The sequence below is a fragment of the Pseudomonas sp. GW821-FHT11G12 genome, assembly GCF_058808055.1.
Map to the genome: position 1 here is coordinate 131,263 of NZ_JBXARH010000008.1, position 20,680 is coordinate 151,942.

Genomic DNA, 20,680 nt, shown 5'->3' on the forward strand with positions numbered 1-20,680 from the left:
ATAAGGTGAAGAGTTCAATGCAAGTAATGCGTGACTGGGCGACACGATACGCACCGTGGCTCGGCCTGGTAGGCATCCTTGGCAGCGCGCAGGAAGCGCTGGCCGGCGATTACGAAGGCTCGCCCCAGGTGGCCGAATTCGTCGGTGAAATGACCCGCGACTACGGTTTCGCCGGCGAACAACTGATGGCGGTGTTCCGCGAGGCGCAGCGCAAACAGGCGATTCTCGACGCGATTTCCAAACCCGCCGAACGGGTCAAACAGTGGAAAGAATACCGGCCGATGTTCCTCACCGACGCGCGCATCGCCCGGGGTGTGGACTTCTGGCGCCAGCACGAGGCCGTGCTGGCCCGCGCCGAGCAGGAATACGGCGTTCCGGCCCAGGTGATCGTGTCGATCATCGGCGTTGAGACCTTTTTCGGACGTAATACCGGTAATTACCGGGTGATCGATGCCTTGTCCACGCTGGGATTCGACTATCCTCCCCGTGCCGAATTTTTCCGCAAGGAACTGCGTGAGTTCCTGCTGCTGGCGCGTGAAGAGCAGGTCGACCCGCTGACCCTCAAGGGTTCCTACGCCGGGGCGATGGGCTTGCCGCAGTTCATGCCGAGCAGCTTTCGCGCCTACGCGGTGGATTTCGACGGCGACGGCCACATCAATATCTGGAACAACCCGGATGATGCGATCGGCAGCGTCGCCAGCTACTTCAAGCGTCACGGCTGGGTGGCCGGCGAGCCGGTGGTCAGTCGGGCCGATGTGCGCGGCGAGCAGGTGGATGAGGGTTTGACCACCGGGATCGAACCGACGAAAACCGTCGGGGAGTTGCGAGCGCTGGGCTGGTCAAGTCATGATGCGCTGCGCGATGATATGCCGGTTACTGCATTTCGCCTGGAAGGCGACAACGGCCCGGAATACTGGATGGGCCTGAAGAATTTCTACGCGATCACGCGTTATAACCGCAGCGTGATGTACGCCATGGCTGTACATCAACTGTCTGAAGAGCTGGTAAAAGCACGGGGCGTCAAGTAATGCAGGCATTGCCTATCAACAAACCCCTGAAGCTGGTGGCATTCGCTGCGTTGGCAGTGTTGGTCGCCAGTTGCTCCACCAGCCGTGCGCCGAGCCAGAAGACTTCGCCCACTGCTGTTCGCGCGCAGCCGGGCCTGGATATCAACCGGGCCCACAAAGATGGCGCGCCGTGGTGGGACGTCGATGTGTCGCGCATCCCGGACGCCACGCCGACCCTGCACACCGGCCCGTACAAGGCCAACCCGTACACCGTGCTGGGCAAGACCTACTTCCCGTTGCAGGAATCCAAGACCTACGTGGCTTCGGGCACAGCGTCCTGGTACGGCACCAAGTTCCACGGTCAGAACACCGCCAACGGCGAAGTCTATGACCTGTACGGCATGAGTGCCGCCCACAAGACATTACCGCTGCCGAGTTACGTTCGGGTGACCAACCTGGACAACAACAGGAGCGTGATCCTGCGGGTCAACGACCGCGGGCCGTTCTATTCGGACCGGATCATCGACCTGTCCTACGCCGCGGCCAAAAAACTCGGCTATGCCGAAATCGGCACCGCGCGGGTCAAGGTCGAGGGTATCGACCCACAACAGTGGTGGGCCGCAAAAGGCCGTCCGGCGCCTTTGATGCTCAACGAGCCGCAAGTCGCGCAGAATACTGCGCCGGTGATCACGGCCTCGGCCGGTACCATCGAGCAGTGGACTCCACCGCCGCAACAACATGCCTCTGACACTGTACCTGTACAGATCAGCGCAAAAAAAAACGCTTCTGCACCAGCGTCTGGCCAGTATCTGCAGGTGGGCGCGTTCGCCAACCCGGACGCTGCAGAACTCCTGAGGTCGAAGCTCAGCGGGATGGTGAGCGCTCCGGTGTTCATCAGCTCGATCGTGCGCAATCAGCAGACCCTGCACCGGGTACGCCTGGGACCGATCGGTTCGCCGGGTGAAATTGCCCAGGTACAGAACAGCGTGCGCTCGGCCAATCTTGGTTCGCCAAGCGTGGTCACCGAGTAAGTAATACGTAGCACTTGATTGACGGTTCACCAGCGATTGGGGGGTGGACCAGGTTGTTGGCTCGTCGAAGAACAAAAGCCCGGCAAAGGGTGACTGGAGTGAGCAACTGAACACGCGATGGCCCGTTAGAAAGCCATCTGATTAATTTTGCCCGCAAGGGCAGTTTCCATTAGCGATTTCGAGAGACGGATGAACATCACCACCTTTGCCAAACGCCTGTGTCTGCTAGTCCCGCTGCTCCTCTCGCCAGCCGCCTTCGCGGCCGAGATGATGCCGTCGCCACCTCAACTGGCCGCAAAAGCCTACGTGCTCATGGACGCCAGCAGCGGCAACGTGCTGGTGGAGAACAACGGTGACCAGCGTCTGCCACCGGCCAGTCTGACCAAACTGATGACCGCGTACATCGCTACGCTGGAAATCCGTCGTGGCCAGATCGGTGAAAACGATCCAGTGACCATCAGCGAAAACGCCTGGCGCACCGGCGGTTCGCGGATGTTCATCAAAGTCGGCTCGCAAGTGACTGTCAGCGACCTGCTGCACGGCATCATCATCCAGTCCGGCAACGACGCCAGCGTCGCGGTTTCCGAGCACATCGCCGGCAGCGAAGACGCCTTCGCCGACCTGATGAACAAGACCGTCGCCGATCTGGGCATGACCAACACCCACTTCATGAACCCGACCGGTCTGCCGAACCCTGAGCACTACTCGTCGGCTCACGACATGGCGATCCTGGCGCGCGCGATCATCCACGAAGACCCGGCTCACTACGCGATCTACTCGCAGAAAGAGTTCTTCTGGAACGGCATCAAGCAACCTAACCGCAACCTGCTGCTGTGGCGCGACAAGACCGTTGACGGTCTGAAAACCGGTCACACCGACGAAGCCGGCTACTGCATGGTGTCCTCGGCCGTACGTGACGGCATGCGCCTGATCGCCGTGGTGTTCGGCACCAACAGCGAAGTGGCTCGCGCTGCTGAAACCCAGAAGCTGCTGACCTACGGTTTCCGCTTCTTCGAAACCCAGACCTTCTATCAGAAGGGCACCGAACTGGCTCAGGCCCCGGTGTGGAAAGGCACCACCAATCAAGTCAAGGCCGGCCTGGCTGAAGACCTGACCATGACCTTGCCGAAAGGCCAGCTGAAAAAGCTCGCTGCCAGCATGACCATGAACCCGCAACTGACCGCGCCAATCGCCAAGGGCGACGTGATCGGTAAAGTCGAAGTGAAACTGGATGACAAGGTGGTGCACAGCGCCGACCTGATCGCCCTGGACGCTGTCGAGGAGGGTGGTATCTTCCGCCGCATGTGGGATAGCATCCGTCTATTCTTCTACGGCTTGTTCAACTGATTCGAGTTGACCTGCATGGCCCCGTTCCGATCCGGAGCGGGGCCTTGTTCGTTACCGGGCTTACGCTTACGAGGCCGTTACGCCATGACCGATACCGAAGTAAAGGCGCCAAAGATCGAATTTCCGCAGGTTGATTATCCGGTTAAGGTGATCAGCGATACGGGCGTCGGCAACAAAGACAAGATCATCGACATCGTCAAGAAACACGCCAAGATCAACGATGAGCGTGTGGACGAGCGTCAAAGCAGCAACGGCAAGTACACCACCATCCAGTTGCACATCGTCGCGACCGACCAGGATCAGCTGTACAACATCAACAGCGAACTGCGGGCGACCGGTTTCGTGCACATGGTGTTGTGATGTCCGGCACGCTGGGCTTTCGCGAGCTTGGCCAGATGGCTTACGAGCCGGTCTGGCATGCCATGCAACGTTTTACCAACGAACGCGGCAGTGATGCCGCCGACGAAATCTGGCTCGTCGAACACCCGCCGGTGTTCACCCAGGGCCAGGCCGGCAAGGCCGAACACCTGTTGCTGCCGGGGGACATCCCGGTGGTGCAGGTCGACCGCGGCGGGCAGGTGACCTACCATGGCCCCGGCCAACTGGTGGCGTACCTGCTGCTGGATGTGCGCAAACTGGGTTTTGGTGTACGAGACCTGGTCACGCGCATGGAGCGGTGCCTGATCGAACTGCTGGCCAGTTACGGTGTAACCGCCGTCGCCAAGCCAGATGCTCCCGGCGTGTACGTCGACGGAGCGAAAATCGCTTCTCTGGGTTTGCGGATTCGCCACGGTTGTTCCTTTCATGGCCTGGCCCTGAACGTGGACATGGACCTGGAACCGTTTCGACGGATTAATCCCTGCGGCTACGCCGGGCTGGCGATGACCCAGCTGAGCGACCATGCAGGATCGATTGAATTTGCCGAGGTAAGTGCCCGGCTGCGCGCGCAGCTCGTCAAACACCTCGACTATGCTGAGCAGACGACCCTGACGGGCGGAATCGACTGATATGACTACTGATGCAGTGCAAACCATGATCCCGACGCTCGACGTGACCGAGCGCCCGGCCCCGCGTCCCAAGGTTGAAGCGGGCGTCAAGCTGCGCGGCGCCGAGAAGGTTGCACGCATCCCGGTGAAGATCATTCCGACCACCGAACTGCCGAAGAAACCCGACTGGATCCGCGTGCGCATCCCGGTTTCGCCGGAAGTCGACCGCATCAAGAGCCTGCTGCGCAAGCACAAGCTGCACAGCGTCTGTGAAGAAGCGTCCTGCCCGAACCTGGGCGAGTGCTTCTCCGGCGGCACCGCGACCTTCATGATCATGGGTGACATCTGCACCCGTCGCTGCCCGTTCTGCGACGTTGGCCACGGTCGTCCGAAGCCACTGGACGTCAACGAGCCGGAAAGCCTGGCCATCGCCATCGCCGACCTGAAACTCAAGTACGTGGTGATCACCTCGGTTGACCGCGACGACCTGCGTGACGGCGGTGCCCAGCACTTTGCCGACTGCATCCGCGAAATCCGCAAACTGTCGCCGAACGTGCAGCTCGAGACCCTGGTCCCGGACTACCGTGGCCGCATGGACATCGCTCTGGAAATCACTGCGGCCGAGCCGCCGGATGTGTTCAACCACAACCTGGAAACCGTGCCGCGCCTGTACAAGGCTGCGCGTCCGGGTTCGGACTACCAGTGGTCGCTGACCCTGCTGCAACGCTTCAAGCAGATGATGCCGCACATTCCGACCAAGTCCGGCCTGATGCTGGGTCTGGGCGAGACCGACGACGAAGTCATCGAAGTCATGAAGCGCATGCGCGAACACGACATCGACATGCTGACCCTGGGCCAGTACCTGCAACCGTCCCGCAGCCACTTGCCGGTGCAGCGTTTCGTGCACCCGGACACCTTCGCCTGGTTCGCCGAGGAAGGTTACAAGATGGGCTTCAAGAACGTCGCGTCCGGCCCGTTGGTGCGTTCTTCGTACCACGCCGACGAGCAGGCGAAACTGGTCAAGGCCGAGCTGCTCGGTTCCTGATTCAGCGCTGAATGAGAAAATGCCCGCCGAGGCTTCAGTGCCCGGCGGGCATTTTTTTGCCCGGCCTACACTCGTTACTGACTTTTCCTGCAATCTGCGGCGCAGCCGAGCCTCTTCTGTTTGTCGCCGTTCCTGACTACTGTGTGAGCATGACTTCACACAGGGAGATCCATGGATGACCGTTCGACCGACCCACACCCTTTGTCCGCACAAGCCTGTCCCCGCACTGCCTTCGGAAGGGCTGATAGGCGTCATCGCTCCAGCCGGCCCCGGCACGCTGGATACTGAAAAGGCTGTTCAATGGATGCGCGCCCGGGGTTACGGATTGCGGGTGTTCCCTGGCGTCTACGAAAAGGATGGCTATCTGGCCGGTAGCGACGAGGTGCGGCTCAACGATCTGCACGCTGCATTCGCTGACGAGGAGGTCGATGCAATCATTTGCCTGCGCGGTGGTTACGGCACGCCAAGGTTGCTGGACCGGATCGACTACGACTTGCTGAGCCGCCATGCCAAGCCCTTCGTCGGTTACAGCGACATCACCGCACTGCATCTGGCCATCAGTCGCTACGCCGGGTTCGTGACCTTTCACGGGCCACTGTTGAATGCCGACTTGCTGGGGGACAAGGAACCGCCGACGGTGACGTCGTTCTTCGCCATGCTGCGCGGCCAGTTGACGGCCGGTAGCGTATTGAGCCATCCGGTGGCCTACCCACTGACCACGGTTGAGCCCGGCATTGCCCATGGGCGTTTGCTGGGCGGCAATCTGGCGATGATCGCCGCGACCCTGGGCACGCCTTACGAAATCGACGTCGAAGGGGTGATTCTGCTCATCGAGGACGTCAACGAGCCGCTGTATCGGATCGACCGCTTGCTGACCCAGATGCGTCTGGCTGGCAAATTGGCCAAGCTGCGTGGCGTGTTGGTCGGGGATGTGGCGGGCGTGGATACCGAGGCCTTGAACCGCCTGCTCAAGCAGACCTTTGAACCGTTGCGGATTCCGGTGCTGTCGGGTTGGCGCAGCGGGCATTGTGATCCGAACCTGACGTTGCCGATGGGGGCGCTGGTTCGACTGGATGCGGGGAAGAAGGAGTTGATGCTGGAGCAGGATGTGGTGATTCGGTAGCCGAACCCCAAAACAAGACCGCCGCCTGAAGAGGCGGCGGTCTTTTTTACTGGCTACGCAAGCTTTCCAGCAGCTTGTGCGTCGGGTAACCGTCTGCGGGCCAGCCAAAGGACTGTTGCGCACTGCGGATCGCCTTGCGCGTATTGGCGCCGATGATGCCGTCGGCGGTACCCGCGTCGTAGTTGCGTGCAGTCAGCAGATTTTGCAGCTCGATGCGTTCGGTGCGACTCAGCGGCAGATCATCTTTTGGCCAGGTGCCGTTGATCAGGCCTGCGCCGTTGAAACGCTCGGACAACAGACTCACGGCAAGGGCATAGGACGACGAGTTGTTGTACTTGAGGATCGCCCGGAAGTTATCGAGGATCAGGAACGCCGGGCCACGATAGCCGGCCGGCAGCAGCAGGGCGGCCGAAAGTTGCTCGGAGCCGGCCGGTGCCTGGCCGCCGTTGGGCAGAATCACACCCAGTTGCCGCCATTCGGCGACACTTTTGCGAATCGCACCGTCTGCCAGGGTGTAGTTGAAACCGCTCGGCAGCTGCACCTCGAAGCCCCACGGCTGGCCACGCTGCCAGCCGGAGCTTTGCAGGTAGTGCGCGGTCGAGGCCAAGGCGTCAGCCGGGCTGCCCCAGATGTCACGGCGACCGTCACCGTCGAAATCCACGGCGTGGGTGTTGTAGGTGGTCGGGATGAACTGGGTCTGGCCCATGGCGCCGGCCCAGGAGCCGAGCATCTTCTCTGGCGTGATGTCGCCCTGTTGCAGGATTTGCAGCGCCGCGATCAGTTGCGCGTGGGCAAAGCCCGGGCGGCGGCCTTCATAGGCCAGGGTCGCCAGGGAATTGATCACCGACTTGGTGCCCTGGAACTGGCCGAAATTGCTTTCCATCCCCCACACCGACACCAGCGCCTGGCGATCGACGCCGTAGCGTTGTTCGATGCGTTGCAGGATGTCGGCGTACTGGTTGATCAGCGCCTGGCCTTTGCGCACTCGCAGCGGCGACAGGGCGCCATCCAGGTATTCCCACACCGGCCGGGCGAATTCCGGCTGGCTGCGGTCGGCACGGATCACGCTGGCATCGAAGCTGACGTTGGCAAAGGCGCGATCGAAGACGTCGGCGCGAATCCCGGCGGCCAAAGCGTCCTTGCGGAAACCGGCCTGCCACTCGGCGAAGGTTTGGGTGGGTTGCAGGTCGAGGTCGTCACCGGACGGCACTACCGGCGGGATGATCGCGGGGGCCGTGGCAACAGGAGCGGTCTGAAGCGGTTGAGCGTCGGCGGCGGTGGGTTTTTCCGCGCAGGCGACAAGCAGTACGAAACTTGTGGCAGCGATCAGTTGGCGAAAGGGCCAACGACGGGAAAGACTAAGGGGCATGCACAGGTCCAGAGGATACGAATCAGGTGCAGACCTTAACATGAGGAAGGGGTGCTGCGCTTCAAGCGGCCAGAAAGTAAGAAGCCTCCCAGCTGTCAGACTGGAAGGCTTCGCGGCGGTAGCTGCCTTTACCCTTGGTTGGTCGTTCCTGGCGGCTGCGGAACAGGGGTTGGGCGACGATGGATTTGGCCTTGTTATGGCCATGTTTCGATGGCTTTTTGCTCATGAGGGTTCTCGCGAGTGAGTGGGTTTTGCGCGGCAAATGATCTGCCGATGTCGAGCGTCTGTCTAGAGGGCTGAAGGCGGGATGTTCTGTAGGAAATGGTCTGTAAAAAAAAACCGGATCGCGGTGTGCGATCCCGGGTTTCATTCGGCAGGCAATGTCAGACGCTGACCGGCCATCAACAGCGCCAGCCGACTGAGGCTCATCCACGGCGAGCCAGCCGCCTGACCCTTGATTTGCGCGTCGATGCGCTGGGCCTCGAGCAACAATTGCGCCCAGCGTTGCGCCGAGTAGCGTTGCAGGGCTTTGCTCATCAGCGGTTTGCGCTTGTCCCAGACCGGCGGTTTCGCCTGACTGAAGCACTTGTCCAGCGGCGTGCCCTGACTGTACTGCAACGAGATATTGGCCAGCAGGCGCAACTCCCGCGCCAGGGCCCAGAGAATCACCGGCGGCTCGACACCTTCGCCACGCAGCCCTTCGAGCATGCGCAGGGCGTGAGCCGGTTCGCCGTTGAGCACCGCGTCGGTCAGGCCGAACACGTCAAAACGCGCACTGTCGGCCACGGCCGCCTGCACGGTTTCGACGCTGATCTGCCCACCCTCGGCCATCAGCTTGAGCTTTTCGATCTCCTGCGCCGCAGCCAGCAGGTTGCCTTCGACTCGCGCGGCAATCAGTTCGACTGCGTCCTGACTGGCTGACAGCCCAGCCTGGGACAGGCGTTGGCGAATCCAGCTCGGCAACTGGTTGGCATCCACCGGCCAGATCTGGATGAACTGGGTCTGCTGACCTTCGACCAGCGCCTTGCCCCACTTGGTCTTCTGCGCGCTGCCGTCCAGCTTGGGCAAGCTGATCAGCAGCACCGTGTCTTCAGCGGGGCGTGAGCAGTATTCGATCAGTGCGGCAGCGCCCTTGTCACCGGGCTTGCCGGAGGGAAGGCGCAGTTCCAGCAGGCGCTTTTCGGCGAACAGCGACATGCTGGCGCCGGCCTGCAGTAACGTTCCCCAATCGAAATTGGCGTCGGCGGCGAAGACCTGGCGTTCGTCGAACCCTTGCTGACGGGCAGCGGAGCGAATGGCGTCGGCGGCTTCCTGACACAGCAGCGGGTCATCGCCGCTGATGATGTAGACCGGCGCGAGCGCACCTTGCAGGTGTTTGCCGAGTTGGGCGGGAGCGAGCTTCATAAGAAACGGCGAACGGGGCGCCTGAGCGCCCCGTACGTCTTACTGCTGCGGCAGTTCGAGCGGCGACTGACGCGGGGTTTCCGCTTCAGCCTTCTGCGCCGCTTCCAGGGCGTCGGCTTCTGCCTTGGCCCGGTCGTTGGCGGCTTGTTGCAGAGCTTCCAGCTGAGCCGGAGTCAGCTGTTGCAGGCGCAGCATCATGCGCTGTACCAGCTCGCGGCGTGTCTCGTTGCGGGCATCGTTGGCTTCCTGGTCGGAACCCACCAGGTTGTTGCCGTCGTGGATGAACACTCTCTGCACTTCAAGCTTGTCGCTTTTGAGCAGCAGGTTCTTGTCGCCACGGATGTCGTAGCTGAGCACAGTGTTTACCTGATACTCGCCAGTACGGCCGGCGCCAGCGTAGCTGAGGATGCGCTGGTTCTCCTGCTCGTCGGCCAGGTACAGCTTGTACGGCGCACCGGAGACGATCTTGACGCCGCTGGCCTCCAGCAGCTGACGCAGTTGCGTCACGGTTTCGCCGTAGGCGTTGCGGGCGCTCAGGTCGAGTTCCTTGATCGCCAGTTCGGTGGTGCCGGTGCCGCGCAGCTGGAAACCGCAGGCGCTCAACAGGACCGCGAGGCCCATCACCAGCAGATTGCGTTTGATCATTGTGTTGCTCCCCTTGAAACCATGTGGGCCGACCTTGCGGCCCGAAAGGTTTTACAGGGCGCCAGGCAAACCCGGCGCCCGATCCAATTAGCTGGCGACGATATTGACCAGTTTCCCGGGCACTACGATCACTTTGCGAATAGTCAGGCCGTCGACGAAGCGCAGCACGTTTTCGTTGGCACGGGCGGCGGCTTCGACTTCCTCACGGGTTGCGGCGGCCGGCATTTCGATCTGGCCGCGCAGCTTGCCGTTGACCTGGATGACCAGCGTCAGGCTGTCCTGCACCAGTGCGCTTTCGTCCAGCACCGGCCAGCCGGCGTCGATTACCGGTTCGGCGTGGCCCAGTCGGTTCCACAGTTCATGGCTGATGTGCGGCGTGATTGGCGCCAGCAGCAGCGTCACGGCTTCCAGGCCTTCCTGAACCAGTGCGCGATCCTGTTCGGTGGCCTGGGCGGCTTTTTCCAGCACGTTCATCAGCGTCATCACCTGAGCGATGGCGGTGTTGAATTTGTGGTTCTGGCCGACGTCATGGCTGGCCTGCTTGATCGCCTGGTGGATCGAACGGCGGATGACTTTCTGTTCGTCATTCAGGCCGGTCACGTCCAGTTTGCCCGGCAGGCCCTGAGTCACGTGGGCCTGAGCCAGACGCCAGACGCGCTTGAGGAAGCGGTGCGAGCCTTCCACGCCGGAGTCGGACCACTCAGCGCTCATGTCAGGTGGCGAAGCGAACATCATGAACAGACGGCAGGTGTCTGCGCCGAACTGATCGATCATCGACTGTGGGTCGACGCCGTTGTTCTTCGACTTGGCCATTTTCTCGGTGCCGCCGATTTCCACCGGCAGGCCGTCCGCGATCAGCTTGGCGCTGATGACCTTGGCCTTGCTGTCGCGCTCGAGTTCCACGTCCGCCGGGTTGAACCAGGTGTAGGCACCGTTGGCTTCACGACGATAGTAAGTCTCGGCGACCACCATGCCCTGGGTCAGCAGGTTCTTGAACGGCTCGTTGGAGCTCACCAGGCCTTCGTCGCGCATCAGCTTGTGGAAGAAGCGCGCGTAGAGCAGGTGAAGAATGGCGTGTTCGATACCGCCGATGTACTGATCCACCGGCAACCAGTGGTCGGCTGCAGATTTTTCCACCAGGCCGCCTTCGAAGTGCGGCGAGGCGTAACGGGCGTAGTACCAGGACGACTCGACGAAGGTGTCCATGGTGTCGGTTTCACGCTTGGCAGGCTGGCCGCATTTCGGGCAGGTGCACTCGTAGAACTCGGGCATGCGCGCCAGCGGCGAACCGGCGCCGTCCGGCACCACGTCTTCCGGCAGTACGACCGGCAACTGGTCTTCCGGCACCGGCACGTCACCGCAGGCATCGCAGTGGATGATCGGGATCGGGCAGCCCCAGTAGCGCTGGCGGCTGATGCCCCAGTCACGCAGGCGGAACTGGGTGCGCGAGGCGCCCAGCTCTTTCTTGATCAGGGCGACTTCCATGGCGTCGAACGCGCCGGCGAAGTCCAGGCCGTCGAACTCGCCGGAGTTGATCAGCGTGCCGTGCTCGCCATAGGCGTCCTGCCACGGCGCCGGGTTGGTTTCACCGGAACTGGTACGAACCACGGATTTGACCGGCAGGTTGTACTTGTGGGCGAACTCGAAATCGCGCTCGTCGTGAGCCGGCACAGCCATGACCGCGCCATCGCCGTAGTGCATCAGCACGTAGTTGGCGACCCAGACCGGCAGTTTTTCACCGGTCAGCGGGTGCTCGACGAACAGGCCGGTCGGCAGGCCTTTCTTCTCTTGAGTGGCGACGTCGGCTTCGGCGACGCTGCCGCCCTTGCATTCAGCGATGAACGCTTGCAGCTCAGGGTTGTTCTTCGCGGCAAGGGCCGCCAGGTGGTGCTCGGCAGCCACGGCAACATAGGTTGCGCCCATCAGGGTGTCCGGACGGGTGGTGAAGACTTTCAGGGTGCCGCTTTCGCCAATCGAGTCGACGTTGTACGGGAACTGCACTTCCATCCCGCGCGACTTGCCGATCCAGTTGCGCTGCATGGTCTTGACCTGTTCCGGCCAGCCGGTCAGTTCGTCGAGACTCTCCAGCAGCTCATCCGCGTAGGCGGTGATCTTGAAGTAGTACATCGGGATTTCGCGCTTTTCGATCAGCGCGCCGGAACGCCAGCCGCGACCGTCGATCACCTGTTCGTTGGCCAGAACGGTCTGGTCGATCGGGTCCCAGTTCACGGTGCCGTTCTTGCGGTAGATCACGCCTTTTTCGAACAGGCGAGTGAACAGCCACTGCTCCCAACGGTAGTAATCAGGCTTGCAGGTGGTGACTTCGCGCGACCAGTCCACCGCCAGGCCCAGGCTGCGCAGCTGGGATTTCATGTAGGCGATGTTTTCGTAGGTCCACTTGGCCGGGGCCACGTTGTTCTTCATCGCGGCGTTTTCTGCCGGCATGCCGAAGGCGTCCCAACCCATCGGTTGCAGAACGTTCTTGCCGAGCATGCGCTGGTAGCGGGAGATCACGTCGCCGATGGTGTAGTTGCGCACGTGCCCCATGTGTAGCTTGCCGCTGGGGTAAGGGAACATCGACAGGCAGTAGTAAGTCTCCTTGCCTGGCTGTTCACTGACTTCAAAGGACTTTTGCTCGTCCCAGAACGACTGGGCGGCGGCTTCGATTTCACGGGGCTGATATTGTTCGTGCATGGCTACTTTTGTACTGGATAGGGGTGGCCTAATCCTCTTCAATGCGACATCCGGAGCGGGCCGGACGGGCTGGAAGTGGAGTTACAGGAAGCGCCGTAGCATACATGACCGCGCTTGGCCTAGGGAAACCCTGATTGCAGCCGTTTGACCGGGCAAAATCGCGGCGAGGGCCGTTGGTCGCGGCGTGCAGCCGGTTTGTGCAGCGAAGCTAAGCTCTAACTGGGGAGTGAGTCTTATCTTCAATGAGGTGAGGGATGGTGGAGTCACAGCAAAAAAACGTTACCAAACCCGAGTTGTACGAGCGGTTGATCGATCGCCTGGGGACGGCCCTGGACGCTGCAAAAACCGCTGTCCGGCTGCGCGACGAGCGCCCCCTGGAGCTGGAATTGCGTGGCTTGAGCCCCGCCGAGTTCGAACTGGTCAAGGCCTATCTGGATCGCAGTGAGCGTGAAACCCACGGATATCTGTCACAGGCAGTGAAGCAACTCGATGCACCCCGTTCGGCCAAAGTCATCTGGCTCAAGGACAAGGCGCCCGGCAGAGACACCGTCAAGGTTCGGACTCTGCAGGCCAAGTAAACGCATGGCAGGTCAAAAAGCGGATCTTTTTCAGCAGATCCGACCCTACTGGTTGTCGCGCTGTACTAACCCACTTAGGCTTCGGGCATCTCTGGAGATGCTCGATGCCTTTTCGTTATTTCATTAAACAACTTCTATTGCCGCCCGGCCTTCTCTTGCTGCTGTTGCTCGTCGCCTGGTGGCTGCGTCGCTCGCGGCCGCGACTGGCCGGGCTGTGCTTTGCCCTGGGTTTTGGCGGTTTCCTGCTGATGAGTCTGCCGGTGGTCGTGCAATGGGGGGCCAAGGCCCTGGAGCGCGAGCCGCCGCTGGCCCGGGAAGACTGGACAAGCCTTGCGCAACGCGCCGATGCCATCGTGGTGCTGGGCTCCGGTCGCGAGCGCGGTGATCTGGCTTGGGGCGAGGATCAGCCGACCGGTATCGGGCTCGAACGGCAGCGTTATGCGGCGCGGTTGGCCAAGGCCTCAGGGTTACCGATTCTGACCAGCGGTGGTCTGCATTACGGTACGCCGCCGAGCGAAGCCAGACTGATGGCCGATTCGCTACGCGATGATTTCGGTGTGACGGTGCGTTGGCAGGAAGGGGAGAGCCGCACCACATGGGAGAACGCCGCCTTCAGCGCCAAGATGCTGTTGCCTGAGGGCGTCAAGCGTGTCGTGCTGGTGACCCAGGCCTGGCACATGCCGCGAGCGGTGTGGAGTTATCAACAGGCTGGATTCGAAGTGGTGCCGGCGCCGGTCGGTTTCCTCGGCACTGACAATGCCCGGCCGTTTGGCGGCTGGATGCCCGAGTTCAAGTCGATCTGGCAAAGCGGGCAGTTGTTGAACGAGGCGGTGGGGCAGATCGGCTACTCGTTGTTCTACCGAGGGGAAGACAGCGCCGATTGATCACTCCCGCGCAGAACGCGGGAGTGATCGGGTTTTCACAGAGTCTTGGACATCCGGTTGGTCATCAGCGCCCAGCCAAACAGCACCACGCACAGGATGATCAACGGCCACGAACGCCATTGCAGGTAAGGCGTCAGGTTATGCATCGGCACGACTTCGCCGTAGAGCACGCCTTGTTCGAACTGCGGAATGCGCTCGGTGATCTGCCCGAACGGGTTGATCAAGCCGGTCACGCCGTTGTTGGTGGCACGAATCATCCAGCGCCCGGCTTCAAGGGCGCGCATCTGCGCCATCTGCAAGTGTTGCAGCGGGCCAATCGAGGTGCCGAACCAGGTGTCGTTGCTGATGGTCAGCAGCAGGTCGCTGCGTGCCGCCAGACTGGCGGCGAATTCCGGGTACACCACTTCGTAGCAGATGAACGGTGCAATCTGATAACCCTTGGCCTGCAACAGCGCCTGATCGGCAGGACCACGGGCAAAATCGGACATCGGCAAGTCGAAGAACGCGATCAGCCCACGCAGGATGTCCTGCAGCGGTACGTATTCGCCGAACGGCACCAGTTTTTGTTTCAGATAGGTGCCGTCGCCTTCGCCGACCACGGTGATGCCGTTGAAGAAGCGCTTCTCGTGACGCACTGTCTGGCGGATCGGCACACCGGTGATCAGCGCCGATTTACGCTCGGCGGCGAAGTTGCCCATCATGTTCAGGTAGCCCTCGGCGGACTCCTTGAGTACCGGTACGGCGGTTTCCGGCCAGATCAGCAGGTCCACGGGTTTCGAACGGAAGCTCAGGTCGCGGTACAGCGCCAGTTGTGCGTTGAGCTCGGCCGGGTCCCATTTCATGCTTTGCGCGACGTTGCCCTGAATCGCAGCAACACTCAGTGGTGCGCCAGCCGGGCTGGTCCAGGCATGGCCCTTCAGCGCGATACCCGCCACCCACGGCCCGACCAGCAATACCAGGCCCGCGGCGATAAAACCCTTGCGACCGGTCTGCAGCAGGCGTGGTGCGTTGTAGATCAGGGCGGCGGTCAGCGCCAGGACAAAAGACACCAGCCACATGCCGCCCACTGGCGCGAGCCCGGCCAGCGGGCCATCGAGCTGGCTATAACCGGAGTACAACCACGGGAAACCGGTAAGGAACCAGCCACGAAACGCTTCCTGCCCAACCCACAGCGCAGCGAAGGCCAGGGCATCGGCCAGCGGCGCCTCGTTGCGACGCAGCCAGCGCGCCCAGAGCCAGGCCGGCAGGGCGAAGAACCAGGCAATGGCCGCCGTGAAAATTAGCATCAGGAACCCGGCCAGCAGCACCGACGCGCCGCCGAAGTGGTGGATGCTGTAGTAGATCCAGCTGGTGCCGGCGCCGAACAGGCCGAAACCGAAGCACCATCCACGGCCCAGTGCCTGGCGCGGGCTCAGCTCGCGCAGGCCTGCGTAGAACAGGCCGACCGCCAGCAAGGCCAGCGGCCAGAGATCGAACGGTGCCAGAGCGAAGGTGGTGATTGCACCGGCCGCCACGGCCAGCAGGTTACCGGGCCAGCCGGGGCGGGTTGTCCAGCGCATTTCAGTCCTTAAATTTACCGGGCGATTGGCGTGAGTCGCAGCAAATGAATCCGACGGCTGTCGGCGTTCAGGATGCGGAAACGATAGGCGCCGATTTCAGTGATTTCATTACGTTTTGGCAAGTGTCCGAACGCGCTCATCACTAGCCCGCCGACGGTATCGAACTCGTCGTCGGAGAATTCGCTGTCGAAGAACTCGTTGAAGTTCTCGATCGGCGTCAGGGCCTTGATCAGGAAATCACCGCTGGGCAGCGGCTTGATGTAGCTGTCTTCTTCGACGTCGTGCTCGTCTTCGATGTCGCCGACGATCTGCTCAAGCACGTCTTCGATGGTCACCAGACCCGCCACACCGCCGTATTCGTCGATCACGATGGCCATGTGGTTGTGGTTGGCGCGGAATTCACGCAGCAACACGTTCAGACGCTTGGACTCCGGCACGAACGTGGCCGGGCGCAGCAGGTCCTTGATGTTGAAGCTGTCGCCGTTCTCTTTGAGGATCAGCGGCAGCAGATCCTTGGCCAGCAGCACGCCCATCACGTCGTCATGGCTTTCGCCGATGACCGGGTAGCGCGAGTGGGCCGAGTCGACCACGGCAGGGAGGAATTCGCGGGGTGTCTGGGTCGCCTTGATGCTGATCATCTGCGAGCGCGGCACCATGATGTCGCGTACTTGCAGGTCAGCCACCTGAATGGCGCCTTCGACGATGGCCAGCGCTTCGCTGTCCAGCAGTTTGTTCTGATGTGCATCGCGCAGCAGCTCCAGCAGCTCCTGGCGGTTCTTCGGCTCGTGGGCAAAAGCCTGGGTCAGTTTACCCAGCCAGGACTTCTGCCCGTTGCTCGATCGATCTTCGCTCATAGCGATTACTCTGAATCCTTTGTTGTAACGATAGGGGGTGTTTCGGTTTCGTCGTCCGCGTACGGATCGGGATAACCCAGTTCGGCAAGCAACTCGCGTTCCAGTGCTTCCATTTCCTCGGCTTCCTCGTCATCTATATGGTCGTAACCAAGCAGATGCAAGCAGCCGTGAATGACCAGATGTGCCCAGTGGGCGTTGAGTGCCTTGCCCTGTTCGGCGGCTTCACGCTCAACCACGGCCACGCAGATCACCAGATCGCCCAGCAATGGAATGTCGAGAAACTCGTCGGGCACTTCGGCGGGAAAGGACAGGACGTTGGTCGCGTAATCCTTGTGGCGCCAGGTGTGATTCAGTTCGCGGCCTTCTTCTTCGTCGACCAGACGAATGGTCATTTCCGAATCGGCGGTGCGCTGGCGCAGGGCCAGTTCGCACCATTGGCGGAATTCGGCTTCGGTCGGCGCAGACGCTTCGGTCGCGATTTGCAGGTCAAGCTCAAGCATCGTGGCGATTGTCCTTCGGTGTTTCATCGGCCACGCGATTCTCGAAGCGCTCGTAGGCTTCGACAATGCGTTGCACCAGCGGATGGCGCACGACGTCTTTGGGCATGAAGTGGGTGAAGCTGATACCCGGCACATCCTTCAGGACTTCGATGACGTGATGAAGTCCGGATTTGGTGCCGCGCGGCAGGTCGACCTGAGTGATGTCACCGGTGATCACCGCCGTGGAACCGAAACCGATCCGGGTCAGGAACATCTTCATCTGCTCGACCGTGGTGTTCTGGCTCTCATCGAGAATGATGAAGCTGTTGTTCAGCGTGCGACCGCGCATGTAGGCCAGCGGTGCGACTTCGATCACCTGACGCTCGATCAGCTTGGCCACGTATTCAAAGCCGAGCATCTCGTAGAGCGCGTCGTAGAGCGGGCGCAGGTACGGGTCGATTTTTTGCGACAGGTCGCCGGGCAGGAAACCGAGTTTTTCACCCGCTTCGACCGCCGGACGCACCAGCAGGATGCGGCGGATCTGCTCGCGTTCCAGGGCATCCACGGCGCAGGCTACGGCCAGGTAGGTCTTGCCGGTACCGGCCGGGCCGATGCCGAAGTTGATGTCGTTGCCGAGGATTTCCTTCACATAGCGCAGCTGATTCAAGCCGCGAGGGCGAATCATGCCTTTCTTGGTGCGCAGGGCGACGGAGGCTTCGGCGGGGGCGTGGTTGTCCAGCTCGACGACGGACGATTCCTGAAGGAACAGGTGAACCGTATCCGGCGACAGCTCTGAACCCTTGGTTTCCCGGTACAGGCGGCGAATCAGGTTTTCCGCAGAAGTGGTGAGCTTGGGTTCGCCGATCAGTTCGAACTGATTGCCACGGTTGCGGATCTCGATGGCCAGGCGCTGTTCGATCAGGCGCAGGTGCTCGTCGAACTGCCCGCACAGATTGGCGAAGCGGCGAGCCTCAAAAGGCTCGAGGATAAAACGATGAGGTTCTATGGGTGCGTTCAAGGTCGTATTTAGCCGCCCTGGGGCAATTAGGATGAAATCAAGGATAACGCCAGTGGCCTGGGTGCGAAAGCTCTTAAAAAGCCTGGCACCGATTCAGCCGTCTGGCGGGGTCTCCTTGCGGTGTTACTGGATCAGCGAGCCGCGCAGCGAGTGCGGTTGTGCCGCATCGATGTGCACGTCGGCGAACTGGCCGATCAGGGTCGGATTATCGCAGCGGAAGTTGACGATACGATTATTCTCGGTGCGCCCTTGCAGCTCGCCCGGGTCTTTCTTCGAATAGTCGGTCACCAGAATCCGCTGGATCGAACCGACCATTTGTCGGCTGATCTCGAAACCTTGCTGGTTCAAACGGTGCTGCAAGGCGTTCAGGCGTTCTTTCTTCAGCTCTTCCGGGGTGTCGTCGGCCAGGTCGGCAGCCGGGGTACCCGGGCGCTGGCTGTAGACGAAGGAGTAGGAAAAGTCGAAACCGACGTCGGCAATCAGCTTCATGGTCTGTTCGAAATCTTTCTCGGTTTCGCCCGGGAAGCCGACGATGAAGTCCGAGCTGATGCAGATGCCCGGTACGGCAGCGCGCAGTTTGCGCAGCTTGGACTTGTACTCCAGCGCTGTGTGGTTGCGCTTCATCGCCGCCAGGATCCGGTCCGAACCGGACTGCACCGGCAAGTGCAGATGCTTGACCAGTTCCGGCACGTCGGCGTGGGCCTGGATCAGGCTGTCGGAGAATTCCAGCGGGTGCGAGGTGGTGTAGCGGATGCGGTCGATGCCGTCGACAGCGGCGACAACACGGATCAGTTCCGCCAGATCCGCCAGGCGCCCGTCGTGGGTCGCGCCACGATAACCGTTGACGTTCTGCCCCAGCAAGGTCACTTCACGCACGCCGTTTTCGGCCAGGTGAATGATTTCGGCGATCACGTCGTCGAATGGCCGGCTGACTTCTTCGCCGCGGGTGTAAGGCACCACGCAGAACGTGCAGTACTTGCTGCAGCCTTCCATCACCGACACGTAGGCGCTCGGGCCGTCGATGCGCGGCTCGGGCAGGTGGTCGAACTTTTCGATTTCCGGGAACGAGACGTCCACTTGCGGCAGCTTGCTGATGCGCGCGGCGTCGATCATTTCCGGCAGACGGTGCAGGGTCTGCGGGCCGAAGACCACGTCGACGTACGGGGCGCGATCACGGATCGCCGCGCCTTCCTGGCTGGCCACGCAACCGCCGACGGCGATCACCATGTCCGGGTTGGCCAGTTTCAGTTCGCGCCAGCGACCGAGCTGGGAGTACACCCGGTCCTGGGCGCGTTCGCGGATCGAGCAGGTGTTGAGCAGAATCACGTCGGCGTCTTCCGCCCGCGCCGTGACTTCCAGGGCCTGGTGTTCGCCCAGCAGATCGACCATGCGCGAGCTGTCGTACTCGTTCATCTGGCAACCGTGGGTTTCGATGTAAAGCTTCTTGGCCATGGAATAGGGTCGTCACGTGGTTCAAAGAACCGCGCATTATAGGGAACATGTCCCCAGGTTCCTACCGTTGCGCGTCCGGCGGCTATGCTATAGTTCGCGCCCTCATTTTTACCCCGATGTGTTGTCCGCCCGCCATGACCAAACGCGAAGCTCCAATCTACAAGGTGATATTCCTCAACCAGGGCCAGGTGTTCGAAATGTACGCCAAGCAGATCTATCAAAGTGATCTGTGGGGCTTCCTGGAAGTGGAAGAGTTCGTCTTTGGCGAGCGCACCCAGGTCGTCGTTGATCCGAGTGAAGAGAAGCTCAAGGCACAGTTCGAAGGCGTGGTGCGCAGCTTTGTGCCGATGCATTCGATCGTGCGCATCGACGAAGTGGAACGTCTCGGTACGCCGAAAATCAGCGAAGCTCGCGGTGCGGTCGGCAATGTGATGCCGTTTCCGGTGCCGATGCCCGAGAAGTAGGCGGGGCGGGAGAAGGGACTACGGAAGCGGCGAGAACGGCGTACGGCCGTCAGCGCTCTGCAGTTCCATCAGGTATTTACGGAAAATTTGCCCGAGCACCTGGGTGGCGGTTTCCAGGTCTTCGCGGGGCATTTTCTCGGCGACTTCGTCGGCGGTGTCCAGGGCATCTTCTGCGCCGTTGACCGCGGCCATCTTCAGCACGATGTACGCCTGAATGTTGTTGGCCTGCACGCCTTCACCGTGGAAGAACATGGTGCCGAGCTTGAATTGCGCCTGGGCGTGGCCTTGCAGCGAGGCCTTTTCGAAATAGCTCAGGGCTTGATTGAGGTCGCGCGGCGCATTCTTGCCGTCGTAGTAGAACTCACCCAACTCGTATTGCGCTTGCGCATCCCCCTCATCCGATGCCTTTTGGCAGGCGGCGAGGGCCTGCGTGACATCTTGCGGCTGAGTATTGAGGGTGCAACGACCCATCGCCGGGATCAACAACGAGTTGCCGCCTGCTTGTGCATGTGCGAGCAGTGGCTGAAGGAGCAACAGGCAGCCCAAGGCAAGGGTGCGGCCGGTGCGGTTCATGAGAATCGACTTACCTCTGAAGGGCGCGCGGACCCATCGAGGGATCCAATAAGCGCGCATTATGAAATAAGCAGGGCCAACCTTACAAAGTCTTTACTCGATTTTCTGCTGTGTGGGGAATATATCACCCGGTTTGCGGGATATTTTTGGCAGAAGCGTCGGAGAAAG

Annotated in this window: 21 protein-coding genes; 10 read left to right on the plus strand and 11 right to left on the minus strand. The window is 61.3% G+C overall.

What is annotated here, in order from left to right; genetic code table 11:
- Positions 1 to 17 precede the first annotated feature (17 nt).
- The 7 genes from mltB to AC1RR7_RS22195 all read left to right on the plus strand — a co-directional run bounded on the left by mltB (position 18) and on the right by AC1RR7_RS22195 (position 6,539).
- Entirely contained in the window at positions 18 to 1,028 is a 1,011-nt protein-coding gene (gene mltB, locus AC1RR7_RS22165) for a lytic murein transglycosylase B (RefSeq protein ID WP_096820785.1), read from the plus strand.
- Positions 1,028 to 2,038 carry a septal ring lytic transglycosylase RlpA family protein gene (locus tag AC1RR7_RS22170; protein ID WP_493158440.1) on the plus strand — a complete coding sequence of 337 codons (1,011 nt, stop codon included), beginning with the start codon at positions 1,028 to 1,030 and terminating at the stop codon, positions 2,036 to 2,038. Before mltB ends, AC1RR7_RS22170 begins: the two co-directional genes overlap by 1 nt.
- A gap of 189 nt (positions 2,039 to 2,227) precedes the next feature.
- Positions 2,228 to 3,385, plus strand: a complete 1,158-nt coding sequence (locus AC1RR7_RS22175) for a D-alanyl-D-alanine carboxypeptidase family protein (RefSeq protein ID WP_096820787.1) — start codon at positions 2,228 to 2,230, stop codon at positions 3,383 to 3,385.
- Positions 3,386 to 3,469: 84 nt separating this feature from the next.
- Positions 3,470 to 3,745 carry a DUF493 domain-containing protein gene (locus AC1RR7_RS22180; RefSeq protein ID WP_007958664.1) on the plus strand — a complete coding sequence of 92 codons (276 nt, stop codon included), beginning with the start codon at positions 3,470 to 3,472 and terminating at the stop codon, positions 3,743 to 3,745.
- Positions 3,745 to 4,392: a lipoyl(octanoyl) transferase LipB gene (gene lipB / locus AC1RR7_RS22185; RefSeq protein ID WP_102620850.1), complete on the plus strand. Its 648-nt coding sequence runs from the start codon at positions 3,745 to 3,747 to the stop codon at positions 4,390 to 4,392. Before AC1RR7_RS22180 ends, lipB begins: the two co-directional genes overlap by 1 nt.
- Before the next feature lie 25 nt (positions 4,393 to 4,417).
- Positions 4,418 to 5,416, plus strand: a complete 999-nt coding sequence (lipA, locus tag AC1RR7_RS22190; protein ID WP_162130488.1) for a lipoyl synthase — start codon at positions 4,418 to 4,420, stop codon at positions 5,414 to 5,416.
- A 175-nt stretch (positions 5,417 to 5,591) separates the two neighbouring features.
- Positions 5,592 to 6,539, plus strand: a complete 948-nt coding sequence (locus AC1RR7_RS22195) for a S66 peptidase family protein (protein ID WP_096820789.1) — start codon at positions 5,592 to 5,594, stop codon at positions 6,537 to 6,539.
- Between the two features lie 46 nt (positions 6,540 to 6,585).
- Here AC1RR7_RS22195 and AC1RR7_RS22200 read toward each other — a convergent pair whose 3' ends face one another.
- From AC1RR7_RS22200 to leuS, 5 genes are all read right to left on the minus strand, one after another.
- The gene (locus tag AC1RR7_RS22200; RefSeq protein WP_096820790.1) at positions 6,586 to 7,908 is read right to left on the minus strand and encodes a lytic murein transglycosylase; all 1,323 of its coding nucleotides are present in this window, start codon (positions 7,906 to 7,908) and stop codon (positions 6,586 to 6,588) included.
- Between the two features lie 61 nt (positions 7,909 to 7,969).
- Positions 7,970 to 8,134 (minus strand): alternative ribosome rescue factor ArfA, encoded by a 165-nt coding sequence (gene arfA / locus AC1RR7_RS22205; RefSeq protein WP_007958672.1) that lies wholly within the window; start codon positions 8,132 to 8,134, stop codon positions 7,970 to 7,972.
- Between the two features lie 140 nt (positions 8,135 to 8,274).
- On the minus strand, positions 8,275 to 9,312 hold the full coding sequence (gene holA / locus AC1RR7_RS22210; protein ID WP_096820791.1) for a DNA polymerase III subunit delta: 1,038 nt from the start codon (positions 9,310 to 9,312) through the stop codon (positions 8,275 to 8,277).
- Positions 9,313 to 9,351: 39 nt separating this feature from the next.
- Positions 9,352 to 9,957: an LPS-assembly lipoprotein LptE gene (locus AC1RR7_RS22215; RefSeq protein WP_102620847.1), complete on the minus strand. Its 606-nt coding sequence runs from the start codon at positions 9,955 to 9,957 to the stop codon at positions 9,352 to 9,354.
- A gap of 87 nt (positions 9,958 to 10,044) precedes the next feature.
- A complete protein-coding gene (gene leuS, locus AC1RR7_RS22220) occupies positions 10,045 to 12,651 on the minus strand; it encodes a leucine--tRNA ligase (protein ID WP_096820793.1) in 2,607 nt (868 codons plus the stop codon).
- A gap of 254 nt (positions 12,652 to 12,905) precedes the next feature.
- Between leuS and AC1RR7_RS22225 the strand changes: the two genes are divergently transcribed.
- Complete coding sequence (locus AC1RR7_RS22225; RefSeq protein ID WP_096820794.1) at positions 12,906 to 13,229, plus strand: hypothetical protein; 324 nt, start codon at positions 12,906 to 12,908, stop codon at positions 13,227 to 13,229.
- Between the two features lie 104 nt (positions 13,230 to 13,333).
- A complete protein-coding gene (locus AC1RR7_RS22230; RefSeq protein WP_096820795.1) occupies positions 13,334 to 14,113 on the plus strand; it encodes a YdcF family protein in 780 nt (259 codons plus the stop codon).
- A gap of 35 nt (positions 14,114 to 14,148) precedes the next feature.
- On the opposite strand, the gene lnt is transcribed toward AC1RR7_RS22230, so the two are convergent.
- The 5 genes from lnt to miaB all read right to left on the minus strand — a co-directional run bounded on the left by lnt (position 14,149) and on the right by miaB (position 19,475).
- On the minus strand, positions 14,149 to 15,672 hold the full coding sequence (gene lnt / locus AC1RR7_RS22235) for an apolipoprotein N-acyltransferase (protein WP_493066453.1): 1,524 nt from the start codon (positions 15,670 to 15,672) through the stop codon (positions 14,149 to 14,151).
- A 14-nt stretch (positions 15,673 to 15,686) separates the two neighbouring features.
- Entirely contained in the window at positions 15,687 to 16,526 is an 840-nt protein-coding gene (locus tag AC1RR7_RS22240) for a CorC family transporter (protein ID WP_007909641.1), read from the minus strand.
- Between the two features lie 5 nt (positions 16,527 to 16,531).
- Positions 16,532 to 17,026: an rRNA maturation RNase YbeY gene (gene ybeY, locus AC1RR7_RS22245; protein ID WP_493158442.1), complete on the minus strand. Its 495-nt coding sequence runs from the start codon at positions 17,024 to 17,026 to the stop codon at positions 16,532 to 16,534.
- Entirely contained in the window at positions 17,019 to 18,023 is a 1,005-nt protein-coding gene (locus AC1RR7_RS22250; protein ID WP_192559071.1) for a PhoH family protein, read from the minus strand. The genes ybeY and AC1RR7_RS22250 overlap by 8 nt, the downstream gene beginning before the upstream one ends.
- 123 nt (positions 18,024 to 18,146) lie before the next feature.
- Complete coding sequence (miaB, locus tag AC1RR7_RS22255; protein ID WP_493066454.1) at positions 18,147 to 19,475, minus strand: tRNA (N6-isopentenyl adenosine(37)-C2)-methylthiotransferase MiaB; 1,329 nt, start codon at positions 19,473 to 19,475, stop codon at positions 18,147 to 18,149.
- A gap of 134 nt (positions 19,476 to 19,609) precedes the next feature.
- Here miaB and AC1RR7_RS22260 point away from each other — a divergent pair, with 134 nt between their 5' ends.
- Positions 19,610 to 19,939, plus strand: coding sequence for a DUF1820 family protein (locus tag AC1RR7_RS22260; RefSeq protein ID WP_077045543.1), 330 nt, complete (start codon positions 19,610 to 19,612; stop codon positions 19,937 to 19,939).
- Between the two features lie 18 nt (positions 19,940 to 19,957).
- Here the strand turns inward: AC1RR7_RS22260 and AC1RR7_RS22265 are convergent, their stop codons facing one another.
- Positions 19,958 to 20,512: a tetratricopeptide repeat protein gene (locus tag AC1RR7_RS22265; RefSeq protein ID WP_096820799.1), complete on the minus strand. Its 555-nt coding sequence runs from the start codon at positions 20,510 to 20,512 to the stop codon at positions 19,958 to 19,960.
- Between the last annotated feature and the right edge of the window lie 168 nt (positions 20,513 to 20,680).